The 15,483-nt window shown below is 78.0% G+C and carries 15 protein-coding genes; 9 read left to right on the top strand and 6 right to left on the bottom strand.

Features of this window, described 5'->3' with window-relative positions; all coding sequences use genetic code 11:
- Positions 1–36 precede the first annotated feature (36 nt).
- From ACZ6J5_RS18645 to ACZ6J5_RS18635, 3 genes are all read left to right on the top strand, one after another.
- Entirely contained in the window at positions 37–1,236 is a 1,200-nt protein-coding gene (locus tag ACZ6J5_RS18645; protein WP_469392881.1) for an FAD-dependent oxidoreductase, read from the top strand.
- A gap of 71 nt (positions 1,237–1,307) precedes the next feature.
- Positions 1,308–1,787: an NUDIX hydrolase gene (locus tag ACZ6J5_RS18640; protein WP_469392734.1), complete on the top strand. Its 480-nt coding sequence runs from the start codon at positions 1,308–1,310 to the stop codon at positions 1,785–1,787.
- Between the two features lie 60 nt (positions 1,788–1,847).
- A complete protein-coding gene (locus ACZ6J5_RS18635; RefSeq protein ID WP_469392732.1) occupies positions 1,848–2,093 on the top strand; it encodes a hypothetical protein in 246 nt (81 codons plus the stop codon).
- Positions 2,094–2,138: 45 nt separating this feature from the next.
- Here the strand turns inward: ACZ6J5_RS18635 and ACZ6J5_RS18630 are convergent, their stop codons facing one another.
- Positions 2,139–4,139, bottom strand: a complete 2,001-nt coding sequence (locus ACZ6J5_RS18630; RefSeq protein ID WP_469392879.1) for an NAD-binding protein — start codon at positions 4,137–4,139, stop codon at positions 2,139–2,141.
- Positions 4,140–4,373: 234 nt separating this feature from the next.
- Here ACZ6J5_RS18630 and ACZ6J5_RS18625 point away from each other — a divergent pair, with 234 nt between their 5' ends.
- Entirely contained in the window at positions 4,374–5,612 is a 1,239-nt protein-coding gene (locus ACZ6J5_RS18625) for a D-alanyl-D-alanine carboxypeptidase family protein (RefSeq protein WP_469392730.1), read from the top strand.
- Here ACZ6J5_RS18625 and ACZ6J5_RS18620 read toward each other — a convergent pair.
- Positions 5,571–6,794 carry an MFS transporter gene (locus ACZ6J5_RS18620; protein WP_469392728.1) on the bottom strand — a complete coding sequence of 408 codons (1,224 nt, stop codon included), beginning with the start codon at positions 6,792–6,794 and terminating at the stop codon, positions 5,571–5,573. The two genes, ACZ6J5_RS18625 and ACZ6J5_RS18620, sit on opposite strands and share 42 nt — an antisense overlap.
- A gap of 170 nt (positions 6,795–6,964) precedes the next feature.
- Here ACZ6J5_RS18620 and ACZ6J5_RS18615 point away from each other — a divergent pair, with 170 nt between their 5' ends.
- The gene (locus ACZ6J5_RS18615; RefSeq protein ID WP_469392878.1) at positions 6,965–7,504 is read left to right on the top strand and encodes a CGNR zinc finger domain-containing protein; all 540 of its coding nucleotides are present in this window, start codon (positions 6,965–6,967) and stop codon (positions 7,502–7,504) included.
- Positions 7,505–7,515: 11 nt separating this feature from the next.
- On the opposite strand, the gene ACZ6J5_RS18610 is transcribed toward ACZ6J5_RS18615, so the two are convergent.
- The 3 genes from ACZ6J5_RS18610 to ACZ6J5_RS18600 all read right to left on the bottom strand — a co-directional run bounded on the left by ACZ6J5_RS18610 (position 7,516) and on the right by ACZ6J5_RS18600 (position 9,261).
- Positions 7,516–7,818: a DUF3040 domain-containing protein gene (locus tag ACZ6J5_RS18610; RefSeq protein WP_469392726.1), complete on the bottom strand. Its 303-nt coding sequence runs from the start codon at positions 7,816–7,818 to the stop codon at positions 7,516–7,518.
- A 60-nt stretch (positions 7,819–7,878) separates the two neighbouring features.
- The gene (locus ACZ6J5_RS18605; protein ID WP_469392724.1) at positions 7,879–8,145 is read right to left on the bottom strand and encodes a DUF5133 domain-containing protein; all 267 of its coding nucleotides are present in this window, start codon (positions 8,143–8,145) and stop codon (positions 7,879–7,881) included.
- Between the two features lie 204 nt (positions 8,146–8,349).
- The gene (locus ACZ6J5_RS18600) at positions 8,350–9,261 is read right to left on the bottom strand and encodes a glutathione S-transferase C-terminal domain-containing protein (protein WP_469392722.1); all 912 of its coding nucleotides are present in this window, start codon (positions 9,259–9,261) and stop codon (positions 8,350–8,352) included.
- Between the two features lie 409 nt (positions 9,262–9,670).
- On the opposite strand from ACZ6J5_RS18600, the gene ACZ6J5_RS18595 reads away from it, so the two are divergent.
- The 4 genes from ACZ6J5_RS18595 (at position 9,671) to ACZ6J5_RS18580 (ending at position 13,695) form a co-directional block, all read left to right on the top strand.
- Positions 9,671–10,129 carry an RrF2 family transcriptional regulator gene (locus ACZ6J5_RS18595; protein WP_469392720.1) on the top strand — a complete coding sequence of 153 codons (459 nt, stop codon included), beginning with the start codon at positions 9,671–9,673 and terminating at the stop codon, positions 10,127–10,129.
- Between the two features lie 156 nt (positions 10,130–10,285).
- Complete coding sequence (locus tag ACZ6J5_RS18590; protein ID WP_469392718.1) at positions 10,286–11,680, top strand: acyl-CoA dehydrogenase family protein; 1,395 nt, start codon at positions 10,286–10,288, stop codon at positions 11,678–11,680.
- Positions 11,681–11,919: 239 nt separating this feature from the next.
- Positions 11,920–12,807, top strand: coding sequence for a universal stress protein (locus ACZ6J5_RS18585; protein WP_469392716.1), 888 nt, complete (start codon positions 11,920–11,922; stop codon positions 12,805–12,807).
- A 105-nt stretch (positions 12,808–12,912) separates the two neighbouring features.
- On the top strand, positions 12,913–13,695 hold the full coding sequence (locus ACZ6J5_RS18580; RefSeq protein ID WP_469392714.1) for a CAP domain-containing protein: 783 nt from the start codon (positions 12,913–12,915) through the stop codon (positions 13,693–13,695).
- Positions 13,696–13,749: 54 nt separating this feature from the next.
- On the opposite strand, the gene ACZ6J5_RS18575 is transcribed toward ACZ6J5_RS18580, so the two are convergent.
- Positions 13,750–15,408, bottom strand: coding sequence for a sigma-70 family RNA polymerase sigma factor (locus tag ACZ6J5_RS18575; RefSeq protein WP_469392712.1), 1,659 nt, complete (start codon positions 15,406–15,408; stop codon positions 13,750–13,752).
- Positions 15,409–15,483: the final 75 nt, after the last annotated feature.

The raw sequence follows: 15,483 nt of genomic DNA, 5'->3' as shown, positions 1-15,483 counted from the left end.
GCATCGGCATCGGCATCGGCATCGGCATCGGCGGCACTGGACCGTACGGTGGACGTCCTCGTCGTGGGCGGCGGCCCGGCCGGACTGGCCGCGGCGGCCCGGCTCGCCGCCGGGGGCGCGGGCCGCGTCGAGGTCCTGGAGCGGGAACCGGTCGCGGGCGGCGTGCCGCGCCACTGCGCGCGCGGCGGCTTCGGGCCGTTCACCGGCCCCGGGTACGCCCGGCGGGCGGTGCGCGCCGCCGTACGGGCCGGGGCCGCCGTCAGGACCGGGGTGAGCGCGACGGACTGGGCCGGTCCGCTGACCCTGGAGGTCACGGCGCCGACCGGCCTCGAACGGATCACCGCGCGGGCGGTGGTCCTCGCCACCGGCGCGCGCGAACGCCCGCGCAGCGCCCGCCTGGTGCCGGGCAGCCGGCCGGCGGGGGTGTTCAGCACCGGCGAGCTCCAGCAGTCCGTCGAGCTGTTCGGGCTGCGCCGGGAGCGGATCGGACGGCGGGCCGTCGTCGTCGGCTCCGAGCCGGTCGCCCGGCACGCCGTGCGGACCCTGCGGCGGGCCGGGGTGAGCGTGGTGGCCGTCGTCGCGGACCGCCCGCGCGGGCCGCGCCTGCCGCCGCCGGTGCTGCGCGGGGCGACCGTGGTCGAACTGGTGGGCCGGGGGCGCCTCTCGGGCGTCGTGGTGCGGGCCGCCGACGGGCGCACCGCGCTGCTGCGCTGCGACACGGTCGTCTTCACCGGCGACTGGCTCCCCGACCACGAACTGGCCCGTTCCGGCGGTGTCCCGCTCGACCCGGCCACCCGGGGCCCGGCCGTCGACGCCGCCTTCCGCACGCCGGTGCCGGACGTCTTCGCGGTGGGCAACCTGCTGCGCGGGGTGGAACCGGCGGTGGTGGCGGCCGCCGAGGGCCGCGCGGTCGCCGCCGCCGTCCTCGACCGGCTCGCGGGCGCGCCCTGGCCGGGCCCCGGGGTCGCGCTCGTCCCGGCGGGCGGCGTGCGCTGGGCCTCCCCCGGCCGCCTCACCGGAGCCCCGGCCCCCGCCGTCGCCGTGCCGCTGCTGCTGCGCCCGGCCGAGCGCCTGTTCCGGCCGCTGCTGACGGTGGTCCAGGACGACCGGGTGCTGTACGAGGGGCGGCTGGCGGGGCCGGTGGACCCGCACCGTTCGGTGCGCCCGCCCACCGGCTGGACGGCGGACGTGGACCCGGCCGGCGGCCCGGTGCTGCTGCGGCTCGACAGGCCGTAGCCCCGCGCGGGACGCCGCCGTCACCCCGCGCGGGATACCGCCGGGGCGCCGAATCCGCCACACTGGGCGCTATGTCCGACAAGCGCAGTGCCGGTCTCCTCCTCTACCGCAGGACCCCCGACGGCGGTACGGAGGTGCTCATCGGCCATATGGGCGGCCCGTTCTGGGCCGGGCGGTCCACGGGCGCGTGGTCGATCCCGAAGGGCGAGTACGGGCCCGAGGAACCGCCCCTGGACGCCGCGCACCGCGAGTTCGAGGAGGAGCTGGGGCTCCGGGCGCCGGACGGGGAGCGGGTGCCGCTCGGCGAGTCCCGGCAGGCGAACGGAAAGACCGTCGTGGCGTGGGCCGTCGAGGCCGACCTGGACCCGGAGCGCGTGGTGCCGGGCACGTTCACCATGGAGTGGCCGCGCGGCTCGGGCACGGTGCGGGAGTTCCCCGAGATCGACCGGGTCGGCTGGTTCGCCCCCGAGGCGGCGGCGCCGCTGCTGGTGACCGGTCAGCAGGCCTTCCTGGAGCGGCTGGCGGAGCACCTCGGCGGGCCAGGGGCCTGATTGTCAGACCCGTGAGAGAGGGTGGTGGGACGACCGCCGCATCTCGAGAGGGAGCCCGACATGACGACGATCACCGGCCGTGAGCGCGCCGCCGCCCAGGCGTACCTGCGCCTGCTCGAATCCACCCAGGCGGTCCTCGCCGATCCGCGCCTCGAACCGTTCGCGGCGGCGATGCTGACGCATCCGATGGCCGAGGCGGACGAGGCGCTGCGCGCGGCGGGCTTCACGGGGAACGAGGCGGAGCTGCTCCATCTGGTGGCGGCCCTGCGGGCGTCCCCCGCCGTGGAGCGGGGCAGGCCCGTGTGACCCGGCGGGGCCGGGGCCCCGTCCGGGCCCCGGCCCCGCCGGGTCTCAGCGTCCGCGCGCGTCGCCCCGCCGCTCGGTCCGGCCCTGCGGCTCCGGTGCGTCACCGGGGGCGGCGGACGCGGGGGCGTCCGCCGGGTCCTGACGGCCGGGGCGGCGGCCGAGGAGCTCGGCGAGGCCTCGGCGGGTGGCGGCGACCACCACGCGGTCGCCGGGGCCGAGGAGGTCGCCGGGCGGGAGCTGCCAGACCAGACCGTAGCCGGAGCGGTGCGCGGGCACGCCCGCCGCGCCGCGCGCGATGACCCGCCAGGACCCGGGCCGGAAGGCCTCGGCGACCGTGCGGCCCTCCAGGAGGGGGTGGTCGGTGACGTCGAGCGCGGCGAAGAGCAGCACCCGGCGCTCCACGGGGATCGCACCCAGGACCTGGCGCCCCATCATCGCCCCGGCGAAGGCCGGCGCCGACAGGTGGGAGACGCTGCGGCTGCGGGTGAGGGCGTCGGGGTGGGCGGCGCGCAGGGTGCGGTAGACGGCGGTGGCGAAGTCGTCGTCGTAGAGGCGCAGCGCGACCCGGAGTCCGGGGCTGATCGAGCGGGCGTGCAGGGCCGCCTCCAGGTTGGTGATGTCCACGCTGGTCAGGGCGAGCAGGGCGCGGGCCCGGTGGATGCGGGCGGCCTCCAGGACGCCCTCCTCGGTGACGTCGCCGATGACGGTCGGGACCCGCAGCCGGCGGGCCAGCGCGAGGCCGCGGGCCTCCGGGTCGGCCTCCACGCAGACCACCGGGATGTCCATCCGGCGCAGCCGGGCGAGGACCCGGGTGCCGACCTTGCCGAGGCCGAGCAGGACCACATGGCCGGAGAGGCCGCGGGGCGGGCGGCGCAGGGCGGTGGCGGAGCGGAAGGTACCGAGGGCTTCGAGGAGGGCGGCGACGAGGACGGGCAGCAGGAGCAGGCCGACGAATCCGGCGAGGATCTGGAGCAGCTGACGGCTGGTCGGCTCGCCGACGGCGGGGTCGCCGATGGCGAAGACGTCGAGCAGGGTGAGATAGGCGGCGTGCAGGGGGTGGTCGCCGGTGGCGAAGGTGGAGGCGAGGGCGAGGGCGAGGACGGCGGCGGCGACCCCCGCGAGGGACCAGCGCAGCCGCCGGGAGAAGAGCGAGCCGACCGGCAGGGTGGAGCCGCCGAACCAGCCGGTGGCCTGGGCGGGGCCCTCGTAGCTGACGGCCTCCAGGGCGACGATGCCGCGCCCGGTGGCGGCGGCGACGGCGGCGGCGTCGGGCAGCAGCCTCGGTCCCTGGTCGCCGCTGCACTCGGAGCCCTCGCTGCCGGCCGGGTCGCTGGCCGTCGCGGACAGCAGCGCCAGGGTGCACAGGCCGGGGTCGGCGACCTCGCCGGGCGCGGGCGGCGGGCGGTCCACGGCGTGCAGCAGCAGTCCGCCGGCCTGGACGACCTTCTTGCTCCCGGCGATGGCGGTGGCCGCCAGGGCGGGGGCGGCGGTGTCGGCGTCGGAGAGCACGGTGGTCGCCGCGTCGAGCTTCTCGGGGTCGAGGCCGGGTTCGGAGACGGCGGCGGCCTGGTCGAGGAGGGTGGCGAGGTGCTGTCCGAACTTGCGGTTGTAGAGCCGGATGACCAGGCGGAGCCTCGGGTTGAGGCGGCGGGCGGCGAGGGCGGCGCGAATGTTGCGCTCGTCGTCCTCGTGGACGAGGGCGAGCGCGGCGGCGCGCCGGACGCCCGCGTCAAGCAGGGCCTGGTCGTCGGCCTCGGCGGTCTCCACGACCCGGATCGGCCGGGGCGCCCCGGCGCCGCGCTGGTCACCGGCGGAGCCGGGGCCGCCCGAGCCGGGGCCGCCGGAGCCCCCGGTGCCGCCCGTGGAGCGGGTGACGGCGGCCGTGACCCGGCCGAAGAGGGCCGCGGCCCGCCCGGTGCGGGCGGCGGCGGGGCGGCTCGGGGCGTCGCCGGGCGCGGGGACGAGCAGGGTGACGCGCTCCCCGTACATCTCGTGCAGCTCCGCCGCGAGGCGGTGGGCCAGCACGTCGTCGCCGCAGACGATCATGTGCTCGGCGGGGGCGGCGTCGTCGGAGCCCGGCGGGGCAACGGGCCTGCTCTGGTTCGGGAATGAGGACACGTCACCAGGATGCCCTCCGCCTCGGACAGCCGGCCGTTCGCCCGTGCGGAGCAGTGTGCCGGGTGCCCGCCGACGGCGACGCGCCCACCCTCCGGCAGAGCCGCTACGCCGGTCGGCGCACTTCGCCCTGCGGGCTCCGCGCGCCCTTCCTAGGGTGGCTGAATGATCGTCACGCCAGCTGTCCGTCATGCCACCGCCGGTGCCGCGGTGCTGCTGCTCGTCCTGCCGGCCGCCACGGCCTCGGCGGCCGCCCCTGCCGCCGCCGGGACCCCCGCCGCCGCCCGCACGGCCCTCGGGGCGTCGGCGGCCGAGCCGATGCCCCCGGCACGGTCCTTCGTCGATCCGGCCCGGCTCGACCGTTCCGGTACGCAGGTGCAGCCGTTGCGGGGCGCGCCGGGGCTGCCGTCCGTGTCGGCGCTGTCGTGGGTGGTGGCGGACGCGGCCACCGGCGAGGTGCTGGCGGCCCGGGACGCGCACCGGCCGCTGCCGCCCGCGAGCACGCTGAAGACCCTGTTCGCGCTGACCGCGCTGCCCCGGCACGAGGCCGCCGAGCGGCACACGGTCAGCGACGAGGAGCTGACCGGCATCGGCGAGGGGAGCAGCCTCGTCGGGGTGAAGGAGGGATACACGTACAAGGTGTCGGACCTGTGGAACGGCGTCTTCCTCAGTTCCGGCAACGACGCGGTGCACGTCCTGGCGGCGATGAGCGGCGGCTGGGACGCGATGTCCCGCCTGATGCAGGAGAAGGCGCGGGCGCTGGGCGCGCGGGACACGCACGTGGTGTCGCCGGACGGCTACGACGCGCCGGGGCAGGTCTCCTCCGCGTACGACCTGGCGGTGTTCGGGCGGGCGGGGCTCCAGGACCCGCAGTTCACCCGCTACTGCTCGACGCGGTACGCGGACTTCCCGGCCGGCGGCTGGTCCTTCGGCATCGCCAACACGAACCGGCTGCTGACCGGCGCCGACGGGGTGGCCCGCTACCCGGGGCTCATCGGGATCAAGAACGGCTACACCAGCAACGCGGGCAACACGCTGGTGGTCGGGGCCCGGCGCGGGGCGCGCACGCTGGTCGTGTCGGTGATGAACCCACAGGGCGGCGGCGGTTTCGCGGTGTACGAGGAGGCCCGGGAGCTGCTCGACTGGGGCTTCGACGCGGCGGGCCGGGTGCAGCCGGTGGGCTCCCTGCTGCCCGCGAAGGCGCCGCGCGAGACGGTGCGGCGGGCCGTGCACACCACCGCGCGGGACGCCCTCCAGGCGGGCCCGGAGGCGCGGGAGGAGCCGCGCGGGGAGGCGGCTCCCTCGGGCCGGACCGCCGGGCTCCCGCTGGCCCTGGTCGGCTCGGCGCTGGGGGCGGCCCTGTCACTGTGGCTGTGGCGCCGGTTCGGGGCGCGCGGGAACTGAGCCCCGGACGAGGCGAGGCGCCAGGGCGGCGAGGACCGAGACGCCCGCGGCGAGCGTCAGGGTGCCGGTGAGGGAGCGGGGGGCGAGCGGTCCGGCGACCGCCGCCCCCACGGCGAAGCCGGTGATCTTCAGGCTGGCTCCGGTGGTGAAGATCTGGCCGCGCAGCCGGGCCGGCGCCTCCCGGTGGCGGATCGCGAACAGGGCGGTGAGCTGCGGACCTTCGCTGAATCCGGCGAGGAGCGCGGCGGCGACCAGGAGCCCGGGACGGCCCCCGGCGGCCAGGGCCGTCGCCGCCGCCTGGACGAGCGCCCCGGCCCGCAGCAGCGCGTCCGGGGCGAGCAGGGCGGGGAAGCGGGCCAGTACGGCGTTGGCCGCCAAGGCGGCGACGGCGGTGCAGGAGAGCAGCAGGGCCCCGCGCCCGGCCGCGCCGAGGACGCGCTCGCCGAGCAGCGGCAGGCACGCGGTGAGCATGCCCTGGGCCGCGCAGGACACCGCCGAGGCGAGCGTCGCCCCGGCCAGCGCGGGACGCCCGGCGATGGTCCGGACGCCCGTGGCGACCTCGCCGAGGACCGAGCGGGCCGCCGCGGCGGGTCCCCGCGCGGGCGGTTCCGGCGTCCCGCGCGGGCGGGCGGGCAGGGTCCACGCGGCGGGCAGGGCCGCCGCGATGAGCGCCAGGGAGACGACCACCGCCGCCGGGGCACCGAGGGTCTCCGCCACGCCGCCCGCCAGCGCCGGCCCGGCGAGGCTCGCCGCGCTGAACGTCAGGGCGTCCAGGGCGTTCGCCCGGGGCAGCCGGGCGGGCGGCAGGACGCGCGGGAGCTGGGAGGTCCACCCGCCCGACAGGGCCGGTCCGAGCAGCCCGGTCAGGACCGCGAAGGCGAGGGTGACGCCGAACGGCAGCCGGTCCAGTCCCGCGAGGACCGTGCCCAGCCCCGTCGCGTACAGGGCGAGGGCCACCGCCAGCAGGCGCCCGGGCCGGCCGGCCCGGTCGAGGAGCGCGCCGAGCACCGGCCCGCCGGCCGCGGCGGCGACGGTGACGCCCGCGAGCAGCGCCGCCGCCCGGCCCGCGGACCCGGACAGCGCGAACGCCGCCAGCATCAGCGCGGGCCCCGCCATCTCGTCGCCCGCGCGGGCCGCGACGGCGCCGGTGAGGTACCGGCCGAGTGAGTAGGGCTTCTTCACCGGCAGGACGGTACGGAGGTAACTCAAAACTGCGCAAGATGCGTTACAGTCCCGGCGTGTCTCCAGCCCAGCCGCCCGCCTGCACGGCCCCCGGCGCCCACCCCGCCCCCGGCCTCGACCCGCGCCCCCGCTCCGCCCCCTCCCCCGACGACCGCTCCGCCCGCCTCTCCGTGCTGACGGCGGCCCAGCGGACCGCCGCCCTGCTCAACGCCCTCGCGGGACCCCGGCCCGACCCGGCGGAGGTCGCCGGGGTCCTCCTCGCCCACGGCGAGAGGGGGCCGCTCGCCCTCACCGCGCGGGACGTCGACGGGCTGCGGGCGGCGGCCGGGCTGCTGCGGCCGGTGTTCGCCGCCGGGGACGTCGACGAGGCCGCGGCCCTGCTCAACGAGCTGCTGCGGGAGCACACCGGGCCGCTGCGGCTCACGTCCCACGGCGGCGGCTCGCCCTGGCACCCGCACCTCGACCCGGATGACGACTCCCCCTGGGACGGCTGGTTCCTCGCCTCGTCGTGCATGGCCCTGGCCGTCCTCGTCTGGGACCGGCAGCGCCCGCCCGGCGGGATCTGCGCCTCGGCCTCCTGCGAGAACGTCTTCCTCGCCCAGGGCAGCGGCCCTGAGCGGCGCTACTGCTCCCGCCGGTGCGCCACCCGCGAGCGGGTCGCCGCCCACCGCCGGGCCCGCTCCGGGCCGCGCCCGGGCACCCCGGCGTAGGGCGGGGCGGCTCAGCGGTCCGGCTCGTCCGGACGGGGCCGTTCGTCGCCCGTCAGGTGCCGGTGCGACCAGCGCAGCAGCAGACGCAGCCCGCACAGCAGGGTGGCCGCCCACGTCGCGGCGAAGGCCCAGATGAGGGGCGGCGACTCGGTGGCGACGGCGGCCGCGAAGAGGCCGAGGGCGGCGACGGCGAGCAGGGCGGTGGCGCCTCCGCTCAGGCGGCGGCCGAGCCGGGCGGGCCGGTCCCCGGCCAGCTCCCGCTCGATCTCGGCCAGGACGCGCCGCTCCTGGGGCGTGAGCCGTGTCTCGTCCATCGCCGGACACCTCCGGGCGGGCGCGGGTCACGGGCCGACAGGCCCGGCCGTCCGCGCGCCCTACCCGGCGCCTACCCCGCCCGCCCGCGCCGAACCGTCCCCGGGCGTCAGGACCGGGGCGGCGGGGCGGGGCCCGGCCAGGTAGTGCTCGGCGGCGTGGACCGCCTCGGGGGCGCCGCGCACCCCCATGAGGACGCAGAGGGTGTAGGCAGTGTCCTCCAAGCGCCGGCGGACCACGGCGTCGCCCGGCCTGACCAGGCTCGCGCGCTCCTGGGCGCGGTAGCTCCGCAGCAGCCGGTCGATGGTGGTGCGGTCGGGGAGCAGCATCCGTCCTCCTGGTTCGGCCGTGACCCCCCGGCCCCACCATCGTGGGGCCCGGCGCTCACCGACGCGACCCGCGGCGCGACGGTGCGTGACCGGGCCGGGGCCGGATCGGGGCCTGGCGAGGCGCCGTCGCGGGGACCTCGGTCGGGCGCCGGGGACGCGCGGGGGCGCCCCCGGAGCGGTGTGCCGGGTGATCCGGCGGGACCGTCAGCCCCAGTCGACGATCCGCATGGCCGCGCCGGCCGCCTCCCGGCCTCGACAGTGGGCGCGGTGGTGGGCGAGGACGGCCTCGATGTCCAGGTGGCGGCCGAACGCGGGCTGGGCGGCCAGCCGTTGGGCGTAGGCCCAGAGGGCGGGGTGGTCGGCGACGCGCTCCATGGCGGCGGCGTCGAGGTGCCAGCGGTGGACGGTGTCGAGCTGGACGAGGGTGACCCAGACGGTGACGTCGGCGGCGGTGGGCGCGTCGCCGAGGACGTACGGGGTACGGGCGAGCCGCCGTTCGAGGGAGCCGAGCGCGGCGAAGAGGACGGTGAGCGGATCGCGGTGGGCGGCCTGGTCGTCGAGTCCGAGTTCGCCGGCGCGCTGGGCGGCGGCGTGGACGCTGCGCGCGCACAGGTCGGCGACGGCGCCGATCTCGTCCTGGCGGCCTTCGGGGAGGAGTTCGGGTCCGTCGCCCCGGAAGCGGAGGGCGAGGTCGCGCAGGATGTCGGGGACGTGGGTGGAGACGATCCGGCCGGTCCACGCGTCGCTGAGGACGGGTGCGGCGGCGGGTCCGGCGTACTGGTGGGCGCTGGCCTCGTACAGCGGGCGCAGGGCGGCGTAGCCGCCGTCGGCGGTGTCGGGCGTGGCGGGCAGGACGGTCAGCGGGAGCGCCTCGTCGAGGCCGAGCAGGCTGTGGGTGACGGCGAGGCCCAGACAGCCGGGGTCGGCGGGGGCGAGGTGGAGGCGGTAGCGGCGCGGGACGGCGTAGTGGCCGCTGCGCACGTCGCGCCCGATCCGGCCGCGGAAGGCGGGGGCGGCGGTGGCGGGGACGATCGAGGGGACGACGGAGGGGAGGCCCTCGGGCCGGACCACGGCGGGGGCGGGTGCGGTGGTGCGGGTGACACGGGTGACGGACATGCTTCTCCCTGGGGTGCTCGGTGCTGGGTCGCGGGGCGCACGACGGCGTCGGCGCGCGCCGGAGGCAGCAGAGATACGGGTGAGGAGTGCGGGTGCGGACGCGGGTGGGGGCGGGCTCCGCGGGGCGCGGAGCGGTGACCGGTGCGGGCCGCGGTGGGGGCGGGACCGGAGGGCCGGGCGGGGGCGGGGCTGGGGCCGTTCCGCCGTACGGGCGCTACGCCGCGCTGCACACCCGCTGCAGGTCGATGTGGCGGCGCGAGGTGAGCGGCAGGGAGCGCGGCAGGCGGAGGAGGTGCGCCCTGTCCGCCGCGTCCGTGGCTCCCATGGTTCCCTACCTGTTCGCTCGGTTTCCCGTTCACGAGTGTGGGATCGTCCACGCCCCCCGTCAAGGGTGCGGAATAATGCGCGTATGCGCATTTCAGCCAGGGCCGATTACGCGGTGCGGGCCGCCCTCCAGCTCGCCGCGGCCCAGGACACCGGGCCGCTGAAGGCCGAGGCCATCGCCGACTGCCAGGGGATCTCCCACAAGTTCCTGGAGGGCATCCTCGGCGACATGCGCAAGGGCGGCCTGGTGCAGAGCCAGCGCGGCGGCAACGGCGGCTACTGGCTGGCGAAGCCCGCCGCGGAGATCTCGGTCGCCGATGTGATCCGCTGCGTGGAGGGCCCGCTGGTCTCGGTGCGCGGGGTGCGCCCGCCGGAGCTCACGTACACCGGTCCGGCCGAGTCGCTGCTGACGCTGTGGGTGGCGCTGCGGGCGAACGTGCGGAACGTGCTCGACGGGGTGTCGCTGGCGGAGCTGGCCTCGGCGAAGCTGCCGCCCGATGTCGTGGCGCTGGCCGAGGACCCGGACGCCTGGACCAATCCGTAACCGTCCGACGGCATCCGTCTCCGCTGGTCGGGAGCGTCCCGTACCACCTTTCAAGATGTCATTGTCCGTCATGCGGACGCCTCTTGGGGCTCGGGGCACCCCTCTGCCACTATCCCTACTATTCCAGTGGGGATACTAGGGATCATGTGAGGTGACGTGAGAACGCCGAAGAAGTCCGCGATACGGCCCACCTCCGCGCCGGCCGACCGCCCGGCCGACGACGAGATCTGGCCCCGCGTCACCAGGGAGCTCGCCGACGACCTCGCCGTCGACGCCCTGTCCCGGGACCGCGCGGGCAAGGCCCCCTTCGACGAGGTGGCCCGGCTCCAGGAGGCCGGACTGCCCGCCCTGCTCACCGCGCCGGGACCGAGCGGCCGGGGCGCCGACTGGCGGTCCGCCTGCGGGGTGATCCGGGAGATCTCCGCCGCCGACGGCTCGATCGGCGAACTCCTCGCCCACCACTGCGTGCTGTCCTGGACCTCGCGGTTCCTCGGCCCCGCCGCCGGGCCGCTCGACCTCGACACCCGCACCGCCGAGGAGCGCTGGCTGCTCGCCGGCGCGGTGGAGCCGCCCCGCGCCGACACGGCGCCCGCCGCGCTCACCCTGACCCCGGCCGGCGGCGGCGCCTACGTCCTCGACGGGCGGCGCGCCTACGCCTCCGCCGTCACCGTCGCCGACCGGCTGGTCGTGGGCGCCCGCTGTACGGAGACGGGCGACCTGCTGGTCGTCCTGGTCGACCCCGCCCACCCGGCCGTCTTCACCGACGCGGGCCCCGAGCGGGTCGGCCAGCGCCTCGCGGGCGCCGGCACGGTCACCTTCGACCAGGTCCCGGTCACGGCGGCACAGGTGCTCGGCGCGCTCCCCCAGGACGAGCACGCCGTCGCCCCGTACTCGACCCTGGCGCCGCTCGCCCTGCGGCTGCTCCTCGTCCAGGTCGGGCTCGGGATCGCCGAGGGCGCGCTCGCCGAGGCCCGCGACATCAGCCGCGCCACCCAGGCGGCGCCGCCGCCCGTCGCCCGGGGCCGGGCCGCGTTCGCGGCGGACTTCCCGGCCGGGCGCGCGGGAGACCTCGCCCTCGCCCGCCCGGCCGGACGCGCGGGCGGCCGGACCTCGGCCGCCCTCCCGGTCCCGGGACTCACCGGCTACCTCGACGGCGGCCCCGGCGACGACCCGTACCTCCTCCTCGCCTACGGGGAGCTGGCGACGGCCGCGCACGCCGCCGCCGCGGTGGTCGAACGGGCCACCGACGCCCTCGCCCACGGCCTGGCCGAGGAACGCGCCCTCGGTGTCGAGGACCTCGCCGACATCGCCGTGCTGGTCGCGGCGGCGGAGACGGTCACCAACCGGGCCGCCGTCGACATCACCACCCGCATCCTGGAACTGGTCGACCCGGCGACCGCGGCCCGCCCGCACGCCGCCGGCCAGGGCTTCGACCGCTTCTGGCGCAACGTCCGGGCCCTCACCGCCCCGGTCTCCCCGGACCACCGCCTCCGCGACATCGGCGACCACTACCTCAACGGCACCCACGCCCGCCTCACCCTGCTGGCCTAAGGGGCGGCGGAACGGTTCCGCCCGGGCCGGATCGCACCGGGCGCCCCGGCCGTGATCCGCGCGGGAAGGGTCTTAGGCTCGGCCTACCGGCACGGCCGGCGCGCGCGGCCCCATCAGGGCCGGTCGGCACGTCGGCCAGGGACCAACGGCCCTCTTCCGGGGCGGCCGATGGGCCCAAGCTGGAGACACGAGGGCCGGCGTCCCGGCCGGCCCCACGCCGAGCCGACGGAGGCAGCCTGATGAGTCGTGAGATCGTCGCGGGAGTGGACGGTTCCCCCGAGAGCCTGGCCGCGGCGGACTGGGCCGCGCGGGAGGCGGAGCACCGGGAGCTGCCGCTCCGGATCGTCCACGCCTGGCGCTGGGAACCGCTCGACCTGCCGCTCCTCCAGGACCCGGCCACCCAGCAGCAGGCGGCGCAGGACGTGCTCCGCGAGGCCGAGGCCAGAGTCCGCGAACGCCACCCGGGCCTTCCGCTCACCGCGCGGATCGTCGGCGACACCCCGGTCGCGGCGCTGCTCGACACCGCGCTGGACGCCGATCTCCTCGTCATCGGCTCGCGCGGATACGGCGCCGTCACCGGCTATCTCCTCGGCTCGTACGGGCAGCAGATCATCGCCGCCGCCCGGTGCCCCGTCGTCGCGGTCCGCTCCCGCGACGGCGCCTCGGCCGAGCCGCCCGCCGGAGAGGTGCTGGTCGGCCAGCAGGGCAGCCCCGAGGACAGCGCGCCCGCGCTGCGCTTCGCCTTCGAGACCGCCGCCGCGCGCGGGGCGGGCGTCCGGGCCGTGCGGGCCTGGAGCCTGCCGCCGCTCCTCGCGTACAGCCCGAGCTCGCTCGCCCTCGCCGACGAGGCCGGCGGTCTCGTCCCGTACGAGGAGAAGGCGCTGCGCGAGGCGCTCGCCCCGTGGCGGCAGCGGTACCCGGACGTCCCGGTGACCGAGCACGTCGAGCTGGGCAGCGCCGGCCAGGTGCTGCTGTCCGGTGCGGGCTCCGCCCAGCTGCTCGTCGTCGGACGGCGGGCCAGGCGCGGGGCGCTCGGCTCCCGGATCGGCTCCGTGGCGCACGCGGCGCTGCACCTCGCGCCCTGCCCCGTCGCAGTGGTCCCGCACGAGGTTGACGCACAGGATTGACGAAGGAGTGTCGCGCTGTCCGGGGCCGGAAAGTGATAGGCCCGTCGCCCCGGTGGCTCTCCCAGCGCCGGACCGTCCGGCGGCCTCGAACAGAGAGCGGAGTCCATGCAGCACGACCCGTACGACGCAGCCGCCGCCGGTCCCCGTCCCGGCCCGCCGCCCGGCCGGCGCGCCCGAGGCCGGCACCGCAGGGAGTCCGGCGGCCCCCGCCGGAACCGGGGGGACCGCCAGGGCCGCGCGGACCTCGGCGGCGGACCCCCGTTCCGCGGGGCCGTGACGGCGGCGGGGGTGCTGGCGGCCACGCTGACGGTCGCCGCCGGGGTGTACCTGGCGGCGCTCGGCACCCCGGCCGGGGCCGACACCACTCCGGAGGCGACGGCCGCCACGGCGTCGCTGCCGGTGGCCACGGTGCCGTCCGGGACGACCGCCGCGGCCCCGGCGGTCGCGGAATCCTCCCCCGGCTCAGGGGCCGCCCCGCCCGTGACGCGGGGGGCGACGAGGTCGGCCGCGCAGTACATCGACCAGGTCCTCTCGCTCGCCAACTCCGAGCGCCGCAAGGCCGGCTGTGACCCGCTGCGCTCCGACGGCAAACTGCGGAAGGCGGCGCAGCGGCACGCCGACGACATGTCCGACCGCGACTACTACGCCCACAACAGCCCCGAGGGCCGCACTCCCGGCGACCGGATCACGGCCGCCGGCTACGACTGGTCGACCTGGGGCGAGAACATCTTCCGCGGCCCGCACACGGCGGCGGAGGCGGTCCAGGGCTGGATGAAGAGCGAGGGCCACCGCAAGAACATCCTCAACTGCGCGTTCAAGGAGGTCGGCGTGGGGGTGAGCCTCGCGGACAACGGCCCTTGGTGGGTCCAGGACTTCGCCTCCCCGTAAGAGCCCGACACGCCCGCCCCGCCCAGTCCCGTCCGCCCCGCCCCACCCCGCGCCTCAGCCCAGGGGCGCGGCGAGCTCCTGCACCCAGAGCGTGCCCTCCGGCCCGCGCACCGCGGCGACGCCGGTGTCCCGGTAGGAGCAGTCGAGCATGTTGCGGCGGTGCGGCGGGTCGCCCATCCAGTCGGCCACGACGGCCGCCGGGTCGGCCTGCCCCCGGGCCAGGTTCTCGGCCCAGGCGCTCCAGGAGTAACCGGCGCTCGCGAAGCGCTTCCCGGCGTCCGTGCCCTCGGGGCTGGTGTGCCCGTAGTAGCCGCGCGCGACCATGTCCCGGCCGTAGGCGCGGGCGACGGCGGAGAGCTTCGGGTCGCTCCGCAGCGGGGCGCAACCGGCCTCGGCCCGATGCGCGTTGACCAGCTCGTTGACCCGCTCCTCCAGGCTCGGCCGCGGCGCCGCGCTCCGGCTGGGGCTCGGCGTCGGGCGGGGCGAAGGGGGCGGCGTGGTCGGGGCGGGCGTGACGGCCGGGGGCGCGGGGGCGGGCGGCGACACGGGCCCGCGCGACTCGACGCGCGCTTCCGGCGCGCCCGGTACGAGCAGGAGCCCGCCGCCGGCCAGGACGGCGACCGCGACCCCGAGGGCCCACCCCCGCCGCCCGGCACCTCCGGGCCGCGCCCGGTGGGAGGCCGCGGGGCGGGCGGACGGGACGGGGCCGGTGGGGGCGTGCCCCGCAGGAGCCTCCCCGGCCGGAGCATGTCCCGCAGGAGCGTTCCCGGCCGGAGCGTGCCCCGCAGCAGCCTCCCCGGCAGGAGCGTGCTCGGCCAGAGCCTGCTCGGCCGGAGCCTGTCCAGCCGGAGCGTGCCCGGCCGGCCCCTGTCCCTCCCACCCCACCGACTCCAGCCCCCCGGCCCCGGCTTCAGTCCCGGTCCCGGTCCCGCCCCCGCCCGCCGCCCAGGCGAGGAGCGGGGGGACGAGGCCGAAGCCGACCAGGAGGCCCTCCGCCGGGGCGAGGCCGCGGCGGGTGGGGGCGCAGCGGGCGCAGGTGTCCAGGTGACGGGCGAGGCGCTTGCGCCAGAGCGGGGAGGGGTGGCCGTCCCAGCCCTCGGTGGTCTCGCCGAGCTCCGGGCACGGCGGTACGGCCGCCAGCGCGCGGACCACGCCTCGGCCGGTCTCCAGCCGGGCCTTCATCCGCTGGACCCGGACGGCGGCGTGCCGGGCGGGCACGCCGAGGGCGGCGGCGAGTTCCGCGCGGGTGAGTTCGCCGGCGGCCTCCAGCCACCACAGGGACAGCAGTTCCCGGTCGTCCTCGTCGAGCCAGCGGGTCGCCTCGGCGACCTCGCGGCGCTGGCCGGTGAGGCCGAGGCGGAGGATGGCGAGCTCGGTGAAGTCGCCGGCCGGGTCGGCGAGGGTGGCGGCCCCGTCGAGGCCGGTGAGCGGGGCCTGCCGGAGCTCGCGCCAGCGGTGCCGGACGCGGTTCATGGCGATGGCGACGAGCCAGGAGCGGAAGCGCTCCGGATCGCGCAGGCCCGGCAGGCCGTCGAGGGCGCGGACCATCGTGTCCTGGACGACGTCGTCCACGTCGGCGTGCCCGTCGAGGGCGCGGCCGACGATGTTGTAGACGAGCGGGAGGTAGGCGCGGACGAGCTCGTCGCCGGCGCGCGCGTCACCGGTCCGCGCCGCCTCGACCAGCTCGGCGGTGCGGTGCTCGACGCTGTCCATGTGCGGTGCTCCCTCGTGCCCGGTGACGGTGCCCGCCCGGTGCGGGTCGTCGTCGGGAGACCCAGGGGAGCCTCC

Source organism: Streptomyces sp. NPDC042100, from assembly GCF_055582325.1.
Note: the sequence above shows the minus strand (reverse complement) of the source record. Positions and strands in the feature narration are given on the sequence as shown.